The organism is Thalassospira sp. MCCC 1A02491, from assembly GCF_001613785.1.
Classification (GTDB): domain Bacteria; phylum Pseudomonadota; class Alphaproteobacteria; order Rhodospirillales; family Thalassospiraceae; genus Thalassospira; species Thalassospira povalilytica.
Genome location: NZ_LPVX01000030.1, coordinates 172,719 through 193,849, shown reverse-complemented (window position 1 = coordinate 193,849; position 21,131 = coordinate 172,719). Strand labels below are relative to the sequence as shown.

Genomic DNA, 21,131 nt, shown 5'->3' with positions numbered 1-21,131 from the left:
TCCGCCCTTTTATCTTTGCCGTGATCGGCGGTTATTCAGGCTGCTGTGATCCAGCTTTCAAACAGGCTGTGCAAATCCTTGTGATCATTGGCAATGAAATGAGCACCGGCATCACGCAGATACTGTGCCGGTGTGATGTCAACCAACCCGACGGTTGTTGCCCCCGATGCCACGCCTGCCCTGACCCCGTTCTGGCTGTCATCAACGACCACGCAGTCCGTGATCGGCAGTCCCATTCTTTCCGCCGCCAGCAAATAGACATCCGGATGCGGTTTGGCATTTTTGACGTCATGGGCCGAACAGATCCGATCCCCGAAGCGATCCTTGATCCCGACCTTGCCCAATGAAACATCCATCTTGTTGTGGGGGCCGTTACTGCCAACCGCCATCGGAATGCCGTGGTGATCAAGAAGATCAAGGATCGGTCCCAGATCGGCAAAGGGTTCCAGATCATTGCGAAACGCCACAAAGGTCCGTTCATAACATTCCGCAAGCCAGTCTTCTGGCAAGGTGATGCCAAACAGTTCCTTCATTTTCGGGGGCACCATCGCAAGCGTCCCGCCGATGAAAAGATCATGGGTCTTTGTCATGTCCATATCGCAGCCATATTCACACAGCTGTTCGGTCAGAACACGACAGGCAAGTGTTTCCGTGTCCACAAGAACACCGTCGCAATCAAAGATCACGCCACGAATAACCGGCTTTGTCATGTCAGATACCCTTAAAGGCCCGCCAGTTCCGTCCAGCGTTTTTCATCATAGGCGACCGAACGGGTCGCACCGAAATCAACAACCGGCCGTTTGATCACAGTCGGGTTGGCAGCAAGAATTTCTGCGGCCTTTGCCCCGCCCTGCTCCAGCGTCGCCTTATCGGCATCAGTCAGATTGCGATAGCTTGGCCCGCGTTTATTGATCAGCACCGCGCCACCGACTTCATCAAGCCATCCTTCGATGGTTTTGGCATCAATGCCGTCCGCACGGAAATCATGCAATTTGTTTTCAACACCTTGTGCATCGAACCATTTCAGGGTTTTGCGGACAGTATCGCAATTCTTGATGCCGTAAATCGTGACCATATCTATTCCTGTTAATTTTCAAACTCGGGATGCAGCCATGCATCGCTCAATCGGTTTTGACCCTTAATCCCTGAACCTATATAAAGACGGCGCTTGGAATACGGCAACCCCATTCACCCGCTTTGAACACAAACGGTAGGCATATGACTGTTAATCGACGTATTTCCGTCGCCCCGATGATGGACTGGACGGATCGACATGATCGCTATTTCTTGCGCCAGATCAGTCGTCATACGTTGCTTTATACCGAAATGGTCACAACAGGCGCGATCATTCATGGCGGCGTTGACCGGCATCTGCGCTACAACGCGGCGGAACACCCGGTTGCGCTTCAGCTTGGCGGCAGCGATCCGGATGATCTGGCACGTGCCTGTGACATCGCCAATCAATATGCCTATGACGAGATTAATCTGAATTGCGGCTGCCCGTCTGATCGGGTGCAAAATGGTGCGTTCGGGGCTTGCCTGATGGGGACACCCGATGTTGTGGCCGACTGCGTCAAATCAATGATCGCTGCCAGTGACGCGCCGGTTACCGTCAAAAACCGGATCGGTATTGATGATCAGGAAGACTATCCATCCCTTAAACGGTTCACCGAAACCGTTGCCAATGCCGGGTGCAAAACATTCATTGTCCATGCCCGCAAGGCCTGGCTCAAAGGTTTGTCACCCAAAGAAAACCGCGAAGTCCCGCCCCTGAAATACGAGTTGGTCTATCAGCTTAAACAGGAGTTCCCGGAACTCGAAATTCTGATCAATGGCGGCATCAAGACGCTTGATGAAACCGAAGAGCACCTTAAACATGTTGATGGTGTGATGATCGGACGCGAAGCCTATCAGAACCCCTATATTCTGGCGGATGTCGACCGTCGCTTTTATGGCGATGATGCCAAACCGCTGACCCGTCATCAGGTGGTCGAAGCCATGTTGCCCTATATCGAGCAACATCTTACCGAAGAAAATGCCACCATTGGTCATGTCACCCGTCACATGCTTGGCCTGTTCCAGCAAATGCGTGGTGCTAAGCAATGGCGTCGTTATCTCAGCGAAAATGCCCATCGCAAAGGTGCCGGAACCGAAGTCGTGCGCGAAGCACTGGCACTGGTGCCCGAACGTGATGACGAGGCCCTGTCTGCATGACAGTACGGGACGATGACGTCATCGGGGAAGATGACGCCCCCACCAAAGCCGGCGCGATAACCTGGCGCGATGGCGATGTCCCATTTTCCCCGCATTTTGGCGATGTTTATTACAATCCCAAAGACGGGCTTGCTGAAACACATTATGTATTCGTCGATGGCAACAATTTGCCGACGGCCTGGCAAGGCAAAGACAATTTTACCATTGGTGAAACGGGATTTGGCACCGGGCTGAATTTTCTGGCGGCGTGGCAATGCTGGGCACAGGACCCGGATCGGTCCAAACGCCTGCACTTTGTTTCGGTCGAAAAATACCCGTTATCGCGCGATGACATGATCCGCGCGCATCGAAGCTGGCCGGAACTGGCAGACTTGTCAGAACAACTTGGCGAAGTCTGGCCCCATGAAACGATGCTGCCCGGTATTCACCGATTTATCCTTGCTGATGGCGCCATCTCCCTGACGCTTTTGATCGGGGATGCGATCGACTGCTGGTCGGGATATTCCGGGGCAATTGATTGCTGGTTTCTTGACGGCTTTGCCCCGTCGCGCAATCCCGACATGTGGCAACCGTCCCTGTTTGCGGCGCTGGCAGCGGCATCTAACCCGGCCGGTGCAACACTTGCGACCTTTACGGCCGCCCGCATTGCCCGTGACGGGCTGGAAGGTTCCGGTTTCGAGGTCAGCAAACGCAAAGGCTTTGCCTATAAGCGCGACATGATCACGGCAAACCTTCCGGCCCGCCAACCGGAACTTGCCGATGATGAGGCACGCTATGAAATTGCCGATGATCCGTGGTTTCACCTGCCCGGTGCGACCAAAACCAAAGCAAAAACCGTTGCCGTCATTGGCGGCGGCATGGCCGGTGCCGCCTGCGCGAATGCCCTGCATCAGCGTGACTGCAAGGTGGTGTTGTTCGAACAGCAGCGCGACCTTGCCCAAGCCGCATCGGGCAATCCGATCGGGATGCTTGAACCATATCTGACGGTTGATCACGCGATCATGGGCCGTTTCTATGAGGCCGGGTATCGGTTCAGTCATCGCATGGTCAAACGCCTGGCCGACCAGGGCAAGGTCGAGGCCGATTTTTGCGGGGTGCTGGACCTTGCCACCAGTCCGCGCAAACGTGAACGTCTTGACGGCCTGATCGCCCGCTTGCATGACAAACCCGATCTCGTTCGGGCCATGACCAGCGATGAAGCCAGCAACATGCTCGGCATTCCGGTTCCGATGGATGGACTGTTCTATCCTTCTGCCGGATGGGTCCATCCGCCATCTTTTGTCCGCGCCCTGACAGCAGATATCGAATGTCAGCTTGCGACCTGTATTTCCGAAATCATTGATACCCCGGATGGCAAGCGACTGCGCAGCAACGATGGCCGCGAATTTGGTCCGTTTGATACGGTGGTGATCGCCGGTGCCCTCGAAACCGCAAACCTTGCCCAAACCAGATGGCTTTCCGATCACCTTAACCCGGTCCGCGGGCAGATCACCTATTGCCCGGCCGACGCATTGGCCGAGACGTATGTTAGCGCTAACATGCGTTGTGTTCTAAGCTATAAGGGATATATCACCCCCCAACGTGACGGCATGCACGTGATCGGAGCAACGTTTGGGCGCGATGATGCCAAAACAGATCTCCGCGAAAGCGATCATGCATTTAATATCAGACAGTTATCGAAAATCCTTCCAGCACTGTCTGAACATTTGTCGGGTAAGACACTGGACGGTCGGGCGGCGGTCCGCACCACCACAGCCGATCACTTGCCGCTGATCGGGCCTGCACCGGATTTTGACCGCTATCTTTCGTGCTATCACGATATAGATAAAGGGAAAAAAGGCGCGCGATATATCCGTGCGCCTTACCACAAAGACGTGTATATCTGTACCGGGTTCGGGGCGCGTGGACTGATTGGTGCCCCGCTTGCCGCCGAAATTCTTGCCAGCGAGATTTGCGCCATGCCGTTGCCTTTGGAAAAATCCCTGATGGATGCCATACATCCGGCACGCTTTGTCATTCGCGGGCTGAAACGTCGCCAGATCACAACATGAATGACCAAGCCACCACAATGAACGCCGCCCCGCAAAAAGACCCGGATCGCATGAAAACAGCGACCGTGCTTGCCCTGTTTTTTTCTGGCCTGTTTTTGATTCAGGGGGTGTTCCTGCCCTATTGGCCGGTATGGCTGAAGGCGCAGGGACTATCGGCCGGTGAAATCGGCATTCTTTTGTCCCTGCCCAACTGGGTGCGGGTATTTGCCGACCCGCTGATCGCACAGCGCGCCGATCGCACCGGCAATCGCAAAACGCCGATGCTGTGGCTGGCGGGCATTTATGTGCTGTCCATTCTGGCCTTTCCGGTTTCAAGCAATTTCTGGTGGCTTGCCGCGTTATCGGTGGTAATCGGTTTTACCTTTTCGCCGCTATTGCCGCTTGGCACGACCATAACCGTGCATGAATGCAAGGCACGGGAACTTGATTACGGGCGTGTCCGCCTTTGGGGGTCGCTTGCCTTCATTGTGGCGTCATACGGTGCCGGCTGGGTTCTGGACGGGACATCGACGCAATGGATCGTCTGGATGCTGTTCATTGCCGGCATTGTCAATTTTGTCATCACCACCCGCATGCCCGATCCCCAAACCGATCGTCCGTTGCGTTCGGGGTCATCCCTGATCTATTTGCTGCGCAAACCGGTGTTTCTGGTTTATCTGGGCTGCATCGGCTTTGCACAGGGGGCACATGGCACCTATTACAGTTTTGCCTCTGTCCATTGGGAATCGGTCGGTTATTCGCATGAAATGATCGGCATGTTCTGGTCAATCGGCGTGGTTGCCGAGATTGTCCTGTTTGCGGTTGCAGGTAGGTTTGTTCGCGGACGCCATCCGGGCATTCTGTTTTCGCTTGGTGCGATGGCCGGTATCCTGCGCTGGACGGTTTTGGGGTCCAGCGACAATGTCTGGATGATCGTGCTTGTTCAGCCGCTTCATGCCATGACATTTGGCATCACCCATCTTGCAGCGGTCAGCTTTATTGCGCGCGCCATCCCGCAACAGCTTGCCACATCCGCACAAAGCCTGATGGCGACATTGTCGATGGGTGTTTTTCTGGGCAGCAGCATCTGGGCATCCGGGCCGCTTTATGAGCAATTTGGTTCACATGCCTATTACTTCATGGCTGGTCTTTCGGGGATTGCGCTGGTATTCGCCTTCTGGCTTGTGCGAAGCTGGCGTGGTGAAGACAAAACGTTTTGTGATTAATGTCTTGTGCACCACATAACAGCACAATCCCTATTCAAACCGTTTGACCATAAGGACTGCCAATATGACGTCGATGCCGTTCTCACGCAGAATGCGCCGTTGGAAACTCGGTTTGATGACGCTTTTCGGATCCGAACCGGCGGGATATTTCATCCCTTATCGCTATGCCGCGGAAACTCAAAAGGCGGTCGGACGGCCGACATATCCGGCGATTGAAGCCATGATGGAACAGGCCGCCCCGACGATGAAAGCCTGGCTGACCAAGGCTGCGCTTTATCAGGATGCCTTTGCCAGCTTTGGCAATGCCTCCCCGCCTGAACCGCGCTGGCAGCAAAGCTGGTTTCCGCGCCTTGACGGGATGATGGCCTATGTCTTTACCCGCGAATTTCGTCCCAACCGGATCATAGAAATCGGATCGGGTCATTCGACACGGTTTTATTACCGGGCCATCAAGGATGGCGATCTTCCGACACAGTTTCACGCCATTGACCCCGCCCCGCGCGCCGACATCGCTAAATTGCCGATCACGATCGAGCGCAACATTGTCCAGAAAGCCGACCAGACCGTGTTTAGCGATCTTGTCGGATCGGATTTCCTGTCGATTGATTCCAGCCATATCCTGATGCCCGGCACCGATGTTGATTTGCTGTTTTCATCGGTTATTCCGATCCTGCCCAGCGGAACGATCATTCACATCCATGACATCACCCTGCCCGATGACTATCCGGAAATCTGGCAATGGCGCGGCTACAACGAACAACAGGGCGTTGCTGCGTTGCTGGCGGGCGGTGCATTTGAAATCATGTGGTCAAGCGCCTATGCCACGACCCGGCTTGATGATCTGGTCACAAATTCAATAGCCAATGGCATTCATCTGCCCGACGGCGCACATGAAACCAGCCTTTGGCTGCGCAAACGATAAACAGATATCACCGAACACATCAAAGGGCAGCCTGATCAGGCCGCCCTTTGATGTTATAAGTCGTTACAGGTTGTCGCGGTTTCCTAGTTCTTGTAGGGATCCGCGGCATCGCGCAGGCCATCGCCAAGGAAGTTGAAGGCCAGAACAACGATGACCACCGGCACCACAGGCAACATCAACCACGGATAAACGGCAACGGCGTTGATGTTCTGAGCATCATTCAAAAGCACGCCCCAACTGGTTACCGGCGCACGCAGGCCAAGCCCCAGGAAGCTGAGGGCGGTTTCGCCAAGGATCATGTTGGGAATTGAAAGCGTCACGGATGCAATCAGGTGACTTGCAAAATTCGGCAACAGATGCCGGGCAATGATGCGTTTGGGCTTTGCCCCCATCAAGCGTGCGGCAAGGGCATAGTCTTCTTCACGCAGGGCCAGAAGTTTTGAACGTACCGCACGTGCAAGCCCGGTCCAGTCAATCAGTCCGAGAATGATGGTGATCCCGAAATAGATCAGGATCGGGCTCCAGGTTACGGGCAAGGCTGCCGACAGCGCCATCCAAAGCGGGATTTCGGGCAATGATCGGATGACTTCAATGGCACGCTGTGCCGTGGCATCCACCCATCCCCCGTAATAGCCAGCCGCACCTCCAATCAGGATCCCCAGAAGGAAACTGACCGAAATCCCCACCAGTCCGATGGTCAACGACACGCGCGCGCCATACACCATGCGCGAAAACATGTCGCGTCCAAGCCGGTCCGTTCCAAAGATGAACAATGTCCCGTCTTCCGATGGACAGACGAAATGGAAATCCATATCCACCATGCCCCAGAATTCATATTCATCCCCCGAACAGAAGAACCTGACAGGATCAACACGGTCCATATTGGTCGTATAGGTCGGCTTCAGCGTTTCCATATCCACCGAGAAATCCGTGCCATAGGTAAATGGCCCGACGAACTCCCCGTCATGGAACAGGTGGATTGCCTGTGGCGGGTGATGGATGAATTCCGAATTGCGCGTTTCCTGCGCATAGGGGGCGATAAACTCGACGATGAACACCGAGGCATACATGATCGCCAGAATGATCAGAGAAAAATACGCCAGCCGGTGACGTTTAAGACGCCACCACATCAATTGCCATTGCGATGCGAGATAGTATTTTTCCTGTTCCGGCGTCAGAGCTTCGCGGTCCCAGGGATCAAAGGGCGCGGTATCAACAAAATGTTCGTTGCGCTTGTTGTCATCCGTCGTCATTTGGAGACACCTCCCTGCAAGCGAATGCGGGGATCAAGCCAGGCCAGCAATACGTCAGAAATGAACATGCCAACAACCGTCAGCAACGCCAGAAACATCAGGAACGACCCGGCCAGATACATGTCCTGACTTTGCAACGCGGCAAGCAACATCGGCCCGGTGGTTGGCAAGGACATCACCACCGATACCAGCACCGAGCCCGACACCACCTGTGGCAGGATATTGCCAATATCGGCAATAAACGGGTTAAGTGCCATGCGCAGCGGATATTTGAACAGCACCTTGGTCGGTGAAAGGCCCTTGGCATGGGCGGTAACGACATATTGTTTGCCGAGTTCATCAAGCAGATTGGCACGCAACCGCCGGATCATCGATGCGGTCCCCGACGTGCCGATCACCACGACCGGCGCCCAAAGATGTTCGGCAACGGACATGATTTTGGCAAATGACCAGCCCTGATTGATGAATTCCGGATCCATCAGACCACCGATCGACGTCCCGAAGACCACATTGGCGTAATAAAGCAGGATCAGGGCAAACAGGAAGTTCGGCATTGCGAGGCCGAGGAAGCCCAAAAGGGTAAACCCATAATCGCCCCAGCTATATTGCCGTGTCGCGGAATAGATCCCGATCGGGAAACTTACGATATAGATGAAAATGACCGTGCTGAAATTGAGCACCATCGACAACCACAACCGGTCGCCGACCACGTCACTTACCGGAAGGTTATATTCAAACGAGAAGCCGAGATCACCGTGCAACAACCCCCACGCCCATTCGGCATATTGCACATAGATCGGTTGATCGAGCCCGTATTGCCGTTTGAGAAATTCGATCTTTGCCGGATCGACGGCCTCGCCCTGGGCCTGAAGTTCATTGAGATAGGTGCTCAGAAAATCCCCGGGCGGGAGCTGAATGATCACGAATACCAGCACACTGATCAGGATCAGTGTCGGTACCATTACAAAAAGCCGTCTTGCCAAAAAAGTCAGCATCGGCGAAATCGCTCCCCCGTGTCGTTTTGCGCCCTTCCCTCGTTGGCAACAAAACGTCTTGTTATCAGTATGTCAGGCTTATCTGTCCCACCAGAATGTGTCTGGACGATACATGCCAAAGAATGCGCCCGGTTCCCAACTGTGAATGCCTTTTTCCGGTACGTTGCGCAGATCCTTGTCGACCACGACAGGCTGCGGCACGTTTCCGATCAGACCGATCGAAAACATGTTTTCTGAATTGATATCCAGAATACCCTGCCAGGCTTCCTTGCGGCCCTTTTCATTGCTGGACTGCCATTTATTGTAAAGGTCCATCAATTCCCGAGCAGCCGGCATGTCAGGTGCTTCGCCGGCCTCGCCGTTGGTTTGATAATATTGGCCCCATTTCGGCCATTGCAGGCTGTCTTGCTGTACCGGTACGAATTCGGACGGCACCGAGTTCGCGGTGGCAAGACCGTTATCAACACCGTTAAAGATCGACATGATCGTCTCGCCGCTATAGGCGCGGTTACGCAGGACTTCGCGTTGAAGTCCCTTGATATACATTTTAACGCCGATCTTGCGCCAGCTGTCACCGATCAGTTCAAGCATGTCGTCATGTTCGGGATTTTCGCCGGTGGTTTCGACGATGATTTCCATCGGACGACCATCAGGCAGCAAACGGATGCCATCACCGTCACGCTTGTCCAGCCCCATTTCGTCCAGCAGGGCGTTTGCCGCCTTGACGTCGAATTTTATAAAGTTTTCGCGATATTCCGGTTTGAAAAGCGGGCTTTTGGGCAGAACCGTATTATTCGTCGGCTGTGCTAGACCAAAGAACAGAACGCGGTTGATTTCGGTCCGGTTGATGCCCAGTGAAAGCGCACGGCGGAACCGCACATCGCGAATGACATCGCGCCACACCGGGTCGCTGCATGTCAGGTTGGGATAAAGCGCAGCATAGGCCCCCGCCCCGACATCCCACAAACGCACCTGATAGTTCTGTTTGGCTTCGGACTGTTTAAGGAACGTATAGTCCTTAAGCGACAGAATGCGGCTTTGCAAATCGACTTCACCGGCACCGACCTTTGCCGGGACCAGTTTGGAATTGGAAATATTGAAGATCATCCGGTCGATATAGGGCAACTGGTTCCCTTCGGGATCGACACGATGATAATACGGGTTGCGCACAAAAACGAACCGGTCGGACGGTTCCTCGGTCGTGATCAACCACGGTTCGAGGGACGGACGGTCGATATTTGAAAGTTTGTAGGGACGGTCCATGTCGGTATGCAACACCGCCCAGCTGCGCAGACCACGTTCCTGCACCAATGCGTCCAGTTCTGCCGCATCCCGGTATTTTTCGTGAAACTGCTTAAGATAATGGGCCGGACGGTAGATGAATGGCGGACGGGTCGCTGCCAACTCGGTCAGGAAGAACGGATTGGGCCGCGACCAGCTGTAACGCACCGTGTATTCATCAATGACTTCGAAACTTGCCGGTTCATCACCAACGAACAGGAAGCGTGGCGGGCCGACCGGGAACAATTCATCATTATTGACGATATCTTCCCAGTAATACCGGAAATCTTCGGCCGTAAAGGGCGCACCATCCGACCATTTGTGACCCTTGCGCAGATGAAGGGTGAAAACATTGCCCTCCTCGTTAACGTCAAGTGCCTCAAGAATATCGGGTTGCAGGTTCAGATCCTGGTCATAGCCCACCAAGCGCGCATAGCCATAAACAACCGCCATGCGGATATCCTTGGACCGGCCCATGATGGTGACAAATTCACCGCCATATTTTCCGACTGTTTTGCCTTCGGCACCGAAATCAATGACATTGGGATGTTCAGGAAGCCGCTGCAACATTGGCGGCAAGGTGCCCTTGGCAACCGCGTCTTCAAAATACGGGACTTCTGCCTTTGCGCCGGTTGGCAACAAGCTGGTCCCGACAAGCCCCATCCCCATCATCAGACCACCGAACAGACGGCGGGCTGATACAGCTGAACTGGCACAAAGCTTGATCATATTGCGATCTCCGTGAAATCGGCACGTTCGGCACGCACAAAATGGTCTTCGGCGAATTGCATCATTTTGGGTGCACTGGTGTCATTGATCGTAAAGGGTGCAGGCCAGCGTGCCGGATCGGATGCCTTGCCATCAACGATTTTATCGAAATCAAGCAGATGTTCCAGATCGGCAAACGGCACAGCATTGAGCAAGGCCTGGGTATAGGGATGCAACGGATTACGGAACAACTGTTCGCGCGGTGCGGATTCAACAATTCGCCCGGCACACATCACCGCAATCCGGTCCGCGATATAATCGACAACTGCAAGGTTATGCGAAATAAACAGATATGTCAGATTAAGGTCACGCTGCAAATCTTTCAAAAGATTAAGAATTTGCGCCTGAACCGATACATCAAGTGCGGATGTCGGCTCATCAAAAATCAACAGATCGGGCTTAAGGCTCAGCGCGCGGGCAATGCCAATACGCTGGCGCTGTCCGCCGGAAAAACTGTGCGGATACCGGCTTAGAAAGCGTGGATCAAGCCCGACCAGATCCATCAGTTCAAGGACCATATTCTTGCGATATTCCGCATCACCCACCCCGTGGATCAACATCGGTTCGGTAATGATATCCTGAACCGTCATGCGTGGATTAAGGGACCCGAACGGATCCTGAAACACGAATTGTATCCGTTTGCGATACGGGTTGAGCTGATCTTCATCAAGTCCGGTCAATTCGGTCATCTGGCCGCTTTCACCGCGGAAAAGAATGGACCCTTCGTCCGGGTCCATTGCCCGCATGATCAGCTTTGAAAGCGTTGTCTTCCCACAGCCGCTTTCACCGACCAGCCCGACACATTCCCCGCGATTGACCGTCAGCGACACATCCGCAACAGCAGGGATCAGGTGTTGTTCGGATTTGATCCAGTTGCCCTTGCGCGTGGTGAAGCTTTTGCTGAGATGGCGGACCGACAGAACCGGTTCACTTGCCATCGCCGGATGCAGGGCCAGTGACGGCGGAACATCGGATGTATCACGCGCGCTTTCTTGCTGGCTGCTTTCGGCAAGCAGACTACCGGTTTTCGGTTTGATTTCCCGAAGCGGACGCAACCGTTCATCCGGCCCCATATCAAAATGCGGAACAGCCGCCAGAAGCGATTGCGTATAGGCATGCCCCGGATTGATAAAGACATCATCGGTTTTGCCGGATTCAACAACGCGGCCGTCATAGACCACCACCATGCGGTCCGCCATGTTTGCCACCACACCAAGATCATGGGTGATCAGCAAAACCGACATTTGCAGTTCTTTTTGCACATCCTTGATCAGCCGCAGAATTTGCGCCTGAATCGTGACATCAAGGGCGGTTGTCGGTTCATCCGCAACCAGAAGTGCGGGACGGCACACCATGGCCATGGCAATCATCGCGCGTTGGCGCAAACCACCCGACAGTTCGAATGGATATGTTTTCAAGGCCCGCTTGGGATGGGGAAAGCCGATCAGTGTCAGCATTTCAACAGCAAGTTCTTTGGCCTCTGCCCGGCCGACCTTGCGATGCAGGCGCACGGCCTCGCAGATCTGGTCACCAATGGTATGCAATGGTGACAGCGAACTCATCGGTTCCTGAAAAATCATGGAAATACGGCCACCGCGGATCGCGCGCATTTCTGCGCCCGAACGATCAAGCATGGCAAGATCAACCCGCGTCCCCGGCTTTTTCGGGTCGGCAAAGATAATTGATCCTTTGGTGATCTGCGCTGTTTTGGGCAGCAGTCCCATAATAGCCTGGGAGATCGTGCTTTTGCCCGAACCGGATTCCCCGACCAAAGCGACAGTTTCTTGCGCACCGATGCGAAAGCTAACGTTTTCGACGGCCTTGACGCGCATATGCGGCAAGACAAACTCAACTTTCAGATCCTTGATACGCAGAATGTCAGTCATGTTCGTTTGGCACCACCATTTGTACGCTCGGCTGCGGCGGCCTGAACCAGTGTTTCGGCCTCATCCATGCGCATCAGGTTTGTTCTTGTCACATCATCGACCAGAAGTTGGTTATCTTTCGCCCAATCCCGTGAAATTTCAAGCAGATCATCAAAACCGTCCAGTGTTGATTCTGCGACAATTTTGGTTTCACCGGCATGAAGAGTCAGTTCAAACCAGCCTTTGTTGCCATCGCGTTTGGTGCTGAAATAACGCAGACGGAATTTCGAAAGTTCCGGCCAGGCAAAAGCGGTCCCGCCCCGAAGGCTTGAAAGACGAATGCCATATTCCGAAACAAAAAGCTTTGACTGGAACCGGATCAATGTTCGCGCAAAATAGAACACAAACAACAATGCCAGCCCGGCCGCCGTCCACTGAATGATTTCAAGCATGTCAGGGATCAGCGCGATCACACCGCAAATCAGCAAACCGACAATCGATTTCGCCAGATCCGGTGCCATCAGTTTGGGTGGATAGGACATCATCTGAACGTCGCTGTCACCGACACCCGCCGGTTTGACAGGATCGGCATTCTGGGCCGCTTCTGGCGCGTCCACCGGTTCCGCTTCGATATGATTTCTGGGCCTTATTGCCATGGAAATACTCCAGGAATTCTAAGCCAGCTCAATGCTGAATGTTCCATTGAAAACAAATTATCGAGAAACTTCGTGGTGGCGCGATCATGGACAAGATGGTGGGTCAAAATGCCGGTTGGCTCGGCCTTGTCGACCTGCCCTGTACGCCGGGCCGCCAGATGCGACACCATGGTGCCAAGGGCGGCGTCTTCGCCGACAAATCCGCGCGACCCGCGCCAGTCAATGACATCGACATGGGTGTTAACCTGTATCAGGCCCTTGTCAGGTTCGGCTACTTTGCGCGGGTTAAAGGTGCTAAGCCCACAAAAACCAAGTGAATGCAGCACGGCCACAACATCATCTGCAATGCGGTTCCATGGCGGCACCATTACCGGCAGGAAACGGTTTCCGAACCGCGATTCCAGCACGTGAAACCCCTGTCGCAAGTCCGCAACCACCGCACCGATATCGCGAACATCATCGAGTTCCTGTTTCTTGCGACCTTCGGGCATGTGGTTCTGATGGGACCAGCCATGCTGCAAAACGCGGGTATCAAGTGTTTCGGCCAGCCGTTCAACCAGATCATCCTGCAGGTTGGCCGGGATGACCGCCAGTGCCAAGGGCACCTTGTAATTCTGTTCAAACGAAAGAAGGGTTTCGAGTTCCGGGGTCACGGTCACGGCATCATCATCGCGCCACCAGGCCGTGGCAACGCGCCCTGCGGCCTGCCACAGATCAAGCTCCGTGCGCAAATGATCCCAACTGCTCATACCTGCCCCTTAATCATCCCTGCGATAATTGCCGCAGTTTTTTGCGCGCCATCCAGGGCAATTTTGACATTTGCCGGTTGGCTGGCGCGATCTATGTATTTTGCCAATGATTGCGCAGACAGGCCATCAAGATCAAGCAGGGAAATAACCCCTTCTTTTGAAAGAATTTCTGCGCGCTCTGTCTGTTCGCTTTCACCGCCATCTGCAAACGGCACCATAACAGCCGGTGTCGCCGTCGACAGCACGTCCATCAGCGTATTATATCCGGCTTGTGACACCGATACAGCGGCCTTTGCCATCCGTTCGCGGAAATCAGGCAGAAAGCGGTGAAGTTCGACCCCGTCAGGCAACGTTGACGCAATCTTGTTAAGCCGGTCCTGTGGGAAATGCGGTCCGGCAACGATATCCCATTTCGCCTGCCCGTAGGCCCCGGAATACTGGCGTGCAGCAATGGCAAGTTCAATCAGCTCCGCGCCAACCGCACCACCGCCGGCAGATACCAGAACCCCCGACCGTGATTCAGTTATTTTTATACCGGGATCGGCTGCGACGTATCCGGTATGCGTGATCAAATCGGCAATCTGGTCGGCACATTCAAAGCTGTGTGCGAAATCAAACACGTTCGGATCACCATGTACCAGCACCCTTGTCAGGTACTTTCTGGCGATGGTTGCCATCCACTGCGTTTTTGCCGGGTCCTTTTTGCGGACCAGAAGATCACGCACGGAACAGACAACCGGAATTCCCGCGGCCTTTGCGGCCTCGAATAACGGGATCAGTTCAAATCGAAATGCCCGGCGTCCAAACGGGAACATCTCGACCAATAGCAGCTTGGGTCTGGCATCGACAAAAGCCGTCAGCAATTCGGCCTTGCGCGTTTCTTTCCAGTCATCGCCAAGACGATTGCCCTTGGGGTCGACAAGGGTCGAAAAGCTGCTGTCTGCTGTTTTGCACGGCGACAGCTGCACAACCTGATCTGCTGTAAAATCAAGTCCGGCATCGGGAACCCCGCCACTTGCGACCATAACCGAAAGCCCGCGGTCATGGATCGCACGGTTGATTAGGGCCATCCGGCGAACATGACCAATCCCCAAAAGATGCTGCACATAGACAAAAACGTCTGCCATCAGGTTTCCTTTGTTCGCGCGACCAGGGGCACATTCAGATTGCAGATTGAAAACCCGTCACGATCCGACCAGTCAAAAACATGAAGGCAATCCCAATCGAGCTTGTCCGGGCACTTCCCCATCATGTTCCATGGTTTGGCCGCGGCATAAACCGCGCGAATAACCCCCTTGTGGGTCACGGCACCAAAGACCGTATCTGAACAGGCTTTCAGGAAGTCTTCCACACGCCTGACGACGTCCCTGGGACTTTCGCCCCCTTCGGGCCGGAAGTCCCAGCCGCGGTCTTCATTGTCCCGCATGGCATCGCCCAGTTCGGTCCGCAAATCGGCAAGCTTGCGCCCTTCCCATGATCCCCAGTTCATTTCGATCAGCGACTGCGCGAAATCGACCGTTTTGATGCCCAGTGCATCGGCCGTTTCACGCGTGCGTTTCAGCGGTGTGCAATACCATGGAACATTTTGCCATAACGCGGGCAAGGCTTTGTCGTGATAGGCTGCGACCGTTTCGGGGCGAAGCGATATGTCGGAATGGCCCTGAATACGTTTTTGGGCATTCCAGTCCGTAACCCCGTGACGCAGCAACGCGAACCGAACCGCTTTCATGCGCCGTCCTTTCCCGGGATCTGCGCTGCATGATCACCCACAATCGCGCGCAATGTCGTGCCCAGAATGTCCGATGCGGCTGAAACTGTGTGATGTTGTACTGCCTTTGATTCCCCGGCCGCCCCAAAGGACCGCAGGGCCGATATGTCCGTGCCAAGACATTGCGCAAGCCGATTGGTAAAGGCATCCTCGTCCCCCGGCGGAACCAGCCAGCCGGTCACACCATTGGAAACGATCCCCGAAACACCCCCGGCATCCCCGGCCAGCACGGGCAACCCTGCTGCTTGTGCTTCGAGCATCGCCATCCCGAAAGCCTCGTTAATTGCCGGCCAGACAAAAAGATCGGATTGCCCCAGAATGTCGCGCGTCTGATCAGGCACACATAGGCCCGCCAACGTGACATGGTTTTGGGTAATGCCGGCATGATCAAACATCGCCTCGGCCCGGTCGCGGGCCGGGCCATCCCCGATCACGGTCAGGTGCCAGTTCCCTACTCCATCACGCAACAACCGCCCCAATGACCGCGCAAGGAGGTCAAATGATCTAAGCTTGTCGCCATCGCGCATCATCGCTGTGGTGACAAGACGAATACAGGCGGGATCAACCGATGGGCGGTCGGAAATCTGCCAGTTTTCAACATGGGTAAACGGGGCAATAAAATGCAGGGCCTCGTCGGGGCAAATATCGCGCAGGCAAACCATGTCTGAACGGTTAAGCGAAAAGACCGCGCGACTATGGCGCAACGCGGTTTCAACCGCCGCATGACTTTGCGCCCAGGGACCACCAGCACGTTTGGGTGCAAAGGATGCCTCGGCCACGACATAGGGAATATCAAGGGCACTGGCGACAATCGGCCCGATCCAGTCCGGGGCCTTGTAATACAGATGATAGGTAAACCAGACATCGGGACGCGGGCGAAAGCCTGATTGATATTGGCGTAACAAGCGCCCGGCCAGTTTCGTACCAAGTTCGGCAAGCCGGGCCTGTTTCAGAACACTGCCATCCGCCACCCGGCTGCGCAGTCGCGCCGCAATATCGACATTCATGTCCGCATGGCGCAGCGCATCACATAACAGGCGCGCCAAAAGCCGGTCACCCGACGGGACCGGATGGTCAACTGGCTTCAGCGGTGCATAAAAGGCAACCTGCAAACGCGTGCCTCCTACTGGGCGGCGGGTTGATGGGTGTCCGAATTCGGGGAACCGTCACCGGCAAGCGGATATGAAACACCGAAACGATGCGCCAGATCTTTCATGCCGCGATAAAATGAAAAGTCGCGGCGTACAATTTCATTGCCCTTGCGCCCCATGGCATCACGCATCGCCGGATCGGTAATGACGACTTGCAGGGCATCGGCCAGGGCATCGGGATTGCGTTGTGGAACAAGTTTTCCATTCACCCCGTCAACAAGCAGTTCCGGAATGGCCGAAATTGCCGTCGACACCGCAGCAAGACCACAAAGCTGGGCTTCCATCAGGACGTTGGGCAAGCCGTCCCGATCACCATCCTGTTCAATGCGGCTGGCCAGCACGAAAAGGTCCGATGACTGACAGGCCGCGATGACTTCCTTCTGGTCGCGTGGACCGCGCCAGTCACATTTCGCCGCAATGCCAAGTTCTGAGGCCAGCTGTTTATATTTGCTGTCACTGCCACCGCCGATATGGATGAACCGCCAATGCAAGCCGGCTGGCAATTTTGCCAGCGCACGCAAAAGATCGTCATATCCCTTTTTGCCGACCAGACGACCGACCGACAGTATGATCACCGGGTTTTCCGGATCACTGCCATCGCGCATCGGCCGGTTTGGCAATTCTTCGGGGAAGCGCGAAAAATCAAGCCCATGATAGAGCAGGTTCACCTTGTCCGGGTCTTCGGCAAGCGTGCGCAGGTAATCAACATTGGCCTTGGTACAGGTCACAAGCCAATCCATATCTCGCAGCTTTTCGCGCATGTCCCAGTCTTCACTGGTATAGATGTCCTTGGCGTGCGCCGAACATGACCATGGCAAGCCGCGCATGATCGCGCAATAACGGGCCACCGATGCGGGGGTATGCAGGAAATGCGCATAAATGCGCGTCACATCATCAGGCAGCTCGGCCGCCATGACCACTGCCTGTGCGAACCGCCGTGCGCGGTTGGACGTGCGATCACGACGGTAATCCTGCCACCAGATATTGAAAGCCCGGCGATATCCCGGAAGTTTGCGGGCCTTTAACCAGGCACGCAAAACACGCATCGGTTCCTGATAAACATATTCCGGAAGGTAATCGACAGCCCCGGTGATCCGGTCATTGATCGGATGGCGTTTTTTGTCGGTCGGATGACGCAATGAAACGATGCGATACGGAATACCTGCCTGCTGAATGCCAAGAATTTCCTGCGCAATAAAGGTTTCCGACAATCGCGGATATCCCTTCACCACGATTGCAAGATTGTCGCGTGTCATCAATTTTGTTCCCGGAAATGCTTATTCAGCGGCCATTTGCGGCGGAAGCCAGCGATCAACAAGATCCCCGACCCGATCAAGCCCGCCCATAAGGTTGGGCACCGTGACGTGGGACGGTTTGGGCTGATGGATCAGTCCATGAAGGGCATCGGCCATTTCACGCGGATCGCGCCCGCCATCTTCGGTCAGCATCTTGACCAGTCCGAGCTTTTCGGCGGCTGATGCGCGGACATATTGTTCCAGACGCGGCACTGTGCGCGGCACGATAACCGCGGGCTTGTCAAAGGACAGGATTTCGCAAAACGTGTTGTAACCGCCCATGGCAATAACACCGGCCGATTTGTCCATCAGCATTTCGACATTGGCGTCAAAGGTAATGACCGAGAGCTTTTCAATCTTTTCGGCACGTTCCATGAAGGCCTTTTGTTCTGCGGGCGCCATGAATGGTCCTAGAACAACAAGCGACGGGACTGCAATCGTCGGGTCGGTTTCATAGGCACTGATCACCCAGTCCACCAGATTGACACCATCCCCGCCACCACCGGTGGTTACCAGATAATAGGGTTCTTCAAGACCAAGCGCACCATGTTCCGGGGTCGGGCGCCGTGTTGCAGTACGCGGCAGATATCCGGTATAGGCCATCTTGTTTTCGACACCCGGCGGCAAATCAATCCCTTCGAGCGGATTACAGATTTCCTGCAAACCATAGACCCAGATTTCGTCATACAGATCGGCGAGCGCCGGAACACATTGTTTGCGATCCCATTCTTCGCGCAGATTGGCCGGATCATCCATCACATCACGCAAGCCCATCACCAGACGGGTCCGGCGATGACGCAACATCTTAAGCGTCGATTCCACTTCGCCACGAAGACCAAGTGGTTCCTTGTCGACGATGAAAATGTCGGGATTGAAGACATCGGCCGTGTGCTGAATGATCGATTCACGCATCGCAAGGATCTGATCAACGTCGATATTCAGATTAAGGGACGTATATTCCCCGTTCGACAGTTTGATCACGCCGGGAATACGGACAAAGTCGACTCGCGAACGGAATTCGAAACTGCCAATGATCGGTGACCCGGACAGGATAAGAACAGAAACATCATCACGACGTGACACAAGCGCATGCGCAATTGTGCGGCAACGGCGCAGATGGCCGAGCCCAAACGTATCATGACTGTAAATTAGAACCCGATACCCGGAGTTCCCCACGATAGACATATACCCGCCCGTCTGCGTAGTGATCCTTAATATCCTGTCTCCCCACCTCACAGGGTGACAGGATATCTCTTATTGGCAAGCAAATCCGTTTGTACAAATCCGGTTTGCCATTTTGTTTTCCCAGCTAATTGCTCTCACACTGACCCAATATCGCGCAAGACTTTTTCGAGCAGCTTCTGCCTTTCGGCTGGTGTGCCAAGTGACTGCAACTTCTCGGAAAGCGCGGTGATGGTCCCGGCATACATGTTATGCCAATCATCACGCGACAGTTCTTCACCCGAAAGTCTCGGCTTGTGCTGAACCACATGCAAGGTGCCCTTTTGCAAGGTCACTGTTTCATCAAGCATGGGCAGGGATATCTTTTCGACAGGTATGTCATGGGCAATCAGCGCTTGTTGGAAGGCAGTTCGCGCGCCCTCTTCACCATGGGTAAGGAAAATGCGCTTGGCCACAGGTAGTCTGTCTTTGGTCCAGCGCAAGAGCATGTCCTGATCTGCGTGACCGGAATAGACATCAAGCGTGCGAATTCGGGCATGGACCTCGATCTCGTCGCCATGAATGCGGACATGTTTCGCCCCCTTCTGCAAGACACGTCCGAATGATCCCGCGGCTTGGAAGCCGACCAGCAAGACGGTGCAGTTGGCCCGCCACAGGTTGTTTTTCAAATGATAGCGAATGCGACCTGCATCACACATGCCGCTTGCCGACAGAATGATCGCACCGCTGGTCACCCGTGCCAGTTGTTTGCTGGCTTCAACATCGGGAACCATATGGAATTTCGGATGTTCAAGGGCACGCGCATCTTCATGACTGAGATGACGGGCAAAAACGTCTGTGGCATGTTGCGCAAGCGGGCTGTCGACAAAGACATTTGCCTCGGGCAAGTGCCCGCGATTAAACAGATGTGCAAGATCAACCAGCAATTCCTGGGTTCTGGCGACGGCAAAGCTTGGAATGACAAGGTTGCCACCGGCATTCAGTGCATCACGAACTTCCTTGCCCAACATGGCACGGCGTTCATCATCACTGACATTCGGGCGATTGCGATCACCATAGGTCGTCTCGACAAACAGATAGTCAAGATCAGACGGGCCTTCGGGGGCCTCGTTAAACACGGCTTCGCCGGTACCGATATCGCCCGAAAACAGAATGCGGGTCGGTTTGGTTTCCTTGCCAACCGGTGCGACTTCAACCTCGATCGAGGCCGAGCCCAGCAGATGCCCGGCATCCCAATAGCGGGCACGCACACCGTCGATGACATCAATCCATTCGTGATATTCGACGGGTTTGAGCCTTTGCAAGGTTTGTTCGGCATCCTTGCGGGTATAGATCGGGGTTACTTCCGGACGTCCACGGCGCGCATTGCGGCGGTTAAGGCGTTCGACCTCGCTTTCCTGAATATATCCGGAATCAGGCAACATATAGGTCAGAAGATCACAGGTCGGCTCGGTCGCCAGAATGTGGTTTTCAAAGCCTGCCTTGACCAGTTTCGGCAACAATCCGGAATGATCGATATGGGCGTGGGTCAACAAAACGGCTGAAATATCGGATGCCTTGAACGGAAACGGGCCATAGTTCAGTTCGCGGACAGTTTTGCTGCCCTGGAACATGCCGCAATCAACAAGAAACTGACCATGGTCGGTCTGCAACAGATAACACGAGCCGGTCACACCGCCAGCGGCACCACAAAACGTAACTGATACGGTCATTCCCGTTCCTCCTGCACGTCAACAAGGCTGCAAGGATTCAGGAATAAACCTGTCATTGCAATGA

Annotated in this window: 18 protein-coding genes; 4 read left to right on the top strand and 14 right to left on the bottom strand. The window is 54.6% G+C overall.

What is annotated here, in order from left to right; all coding sequences use genetic code 11:
• Positions 1-35: 35 nt before the first annotated feature.
• Both AUQ42_RS12325 and AUQ42_RS12320 read right to left on the bottom strand, forming a co-directional pair.
• Positions 36-710, bottom strand: coding sequence for an HAD family phosphatase (locus AUQ42_RS12325; protein ID WP_068519376.1), 675 nt, complete (start codon positions 708-710; stop codon positions 36-38).
• 11 nt (positions 711-721) lie between these two features.
• Entirely contained in the window at positions 722-1,075 is a 354-nt protein-coding gene (locus AUQ42_RS12320; protein WP_068519375.1) for an ArsC/Spx/MgsR family protein, read from the bottom strand.
• A 143-nt stretch (positions 1,076-1,218) separates the two neighbouring features.
• Here AUQ42_RS12320 and dusA point away from each other — a divergent pair, with 143 nt between their 5' ends.
• From dusA to AUQ42_RS12300, 4 genes are all read left to right on the top strand, one after another.
• Positions 1,219-2,214, top strand: coding sequence for a tRNA dihydrouridine(20/20a) synthase DusA (gene dusA / locus AUQ42_RS12315; RefSeq protein WP_068519374.1), 996 nt, complete (start codon positions 1,219-1,221; stop codon positions 2,212-2,214).
• Positions 2,211-4,265, top strand: a complete 2,055-nt coding sequence (mnmC, locus tag AUQ42_RS12310) for a bifunctional tRNA (5-methylaminomethyl-2-thiouridine)(34)-methyltransferase MnmD/FAD-dependent 5-carboxymethylaminomethyl-2-thiouridine(34) oxidoreductase MnmC (RefSeq protein WP_068519373.1) — start codon at positions 2,211-2,213, stop codon at positions 4,263-4,265. Before dusA ends, mnmC begins: the two co-directional genes overlap by 4 nt.
• Positions 4,262-5,470 (top strand): 3-phenylpropionate MFS transporter, encoded by a 1,209-nt coding sequence (locus AUQ42_RS12305; RefSeq protein ID WP_068519372.1) that lies wholly within the window; start codon positions 4,262-4,264, stop codon positions 5,468-5,470. Before mnmC ends, AUQ42_RS12305 begins: the two co-directional genes overlap by 4 nt.
• Positions 5,471-5,585: 115 nt before the next feature.
• On the top strand, positions 5,586-6,392 hold the full coding sequence (locus AUQ42_RS12300; RefSeq protein ID WP_231856755.1) for a class I SAM-dependent methyltransferase: 807 nt from the start codon (positions 5,586-5,588) through the stop codon (positions 6,390-6,392).
• An 83-nt stretch (positions 6,393-6,475) separates the two neighbouring features.
• Here the strand turns inward: AUQ42_RS12300 and AUQ42_RS12295 are convergent, their stop codons facing one another.
• The 12 genes from AUQ42_RS12295 to AUQ42_RS12240 all read right to left on the bottom strand — a co-directional run bounded on the left by AUQ42_RS12295 (position 6,476) and on the right by AUQ42_RS12240 (position 21,067).
• Positions 6,476-7,645: an ABC transporter permease gene (locus tag AUQ42_RS12295; protein ID WP_068519370.1), complete on the bottom strand. Its 1,170-nt coding sequence runs from the start codon at positions 7,643-7,645 to the stop codon at positions 6,476-6,478.
• Positions 7,642-8,640, bottom strand: coding sequence for an ABC transporter permease (locus tag AUQ42_RS12290; protein WP_068519369.1), 999 nt, complete (start codon positions 8,638-8,640; stop codon positions 7,642-7,644). Before AUQ42_RS12290 ends, AUQ42_RS12295 begins: the two co-directional genes overlap by 4 nt.
• Positions 8,641-8,718: 78 nt before the next feature.
• Positions 8,719-10,650, bottom strand: a complete 1,932-nt coding sequence (locus AUQ42_RS12285; RefSeq protein ID WP_068519368.1) for an ABC transporter substrate-binding protein — start codon at positions 10,648-10,650, stop codon at positions 8,719-8,721.
• Positions 10,647-12,575 carry an ABC transporter ATP-binding protein gene (locus AUQ42_RS12280; protein WP_068519367.1) on the bottom strand — a complete coding sequence of 643 codons (1,929 nt, stop codon included), beginning with the start codon at positions 12,573-12,575 and terminating at the stop codon, positions 10,647-10,649. Before AUQ42_RS12280 ends, AUQ42_RS12285 begins: the two co-directional genes overlap by 4 nt.
• The gene (locus AUQ42_RS12275) at positions 12,572-13,210 is read right to left on the bottom strand and encodes a hypothetical protein (RefSeq protein WP_068519366.1); all 639 of its coding nucleotides are present in this window, start codon (positions 13,208-13,210) and stop codon (positions 12,572-12,574) included. The genes AUQ42_RS12280 and AUQ42_RS12275 overlap by 4 nt, the downstream gene beginning before the upstream one ends.
• Positions 13,201-13,959: a polysaccharide deacetylase family protein gene (locus tag AUQ42_RS12270; protein WP_068519365.1), complete on the bottom strand. Its 759-nt coding sequence runs from the start codon at positions 13,957-13,959 to the stop codon at positions 13,201-13,203. Before AUQ42_RS12270 ends, AUQ42_RS12275 begins: the two co-directional genes overlap by 10 nt.
• Positions 13,956-15,086 (bottom strand): glycosyltransferase family protein, encoded by a 1,131-nt coding sequence (locus AUQ42_RS12265; protein ID WP_068519364.1) that lies wholly within the window; start codon positions 15,084-15,086, stop codon positions 13,956-13,958. The genes AUQ42_RS12270 and AUQ42_RS12265 overlap by 4 nt, the downstream gene beginning before the upstream one ends.
• On the bottom strand, positions 15,086-15,688 hold the full coding sequence (locus tag AUQ42_RS12260) for a histidine phosphatase family protein (protein ID WP_068519363.1): 603 nt from the start codon (positions 15,686-15,688) through the stop codon (positions 15,086-15,088). Before AUQ42_RS12260 ends, AUQ42_RS12265 begins: the two co-directional genes overlap by 1 nt.
• Positions 15,685-16,839: a glycosyltransferase family 4 protein gene (locus AUQ42_RS12255; RefSeq protein ID WP_068519362.1), complete on the bottom strand. Its 1,155-nt coding sequence runs from the start codon at positions 16,837-16,839 to the stop codon at positions 15,685-15,687. Before AUQ42_RS12255 ends, AUQ42_RS12260 begins: the two co-directional genes overlap by 4 nt.
• An 11-nt stretch (positions 16,840-16,850) precedes the next feature.
• Positions 16,851-18,134 (bottom strand): glycosyltransferase family 4 protein, encoded by a 1,284-nt coding sequence (locus AUQ42_RS12250; RefSeq protein WP_068519361.1) that lies wholly within the window; start codon positions 18,132-18,134, stop codon positions 16,851-16,853.
• 21 nt (positions 18,135-18,155) lie between these two features.
• Positions 18,156-19,256, bottom strand: a complete 1,101-nt coding sequence (locus tag AUQ42_RS12245; protein WP_228195356.1) for a glycosyltransferase family protein — start codon at positions 19,254-19,256, stop codon at positions 18,156-18,158.
• 236 nt (positions 19,257-19,492) lie between these two features.
• Positions 19,493-21,067, bottom strand: coding sequence for an MBL fold metallo-hydrolase (locus AUQ42_RS12240; RefSeq protein ID WP_068519359.1), 1,575 nt, complete (start codon positions 21,065-21,067; stop codon positions 19,493-19,495).
• Positions 21,068-21,131: the final 64 nt, after the last annotated feature.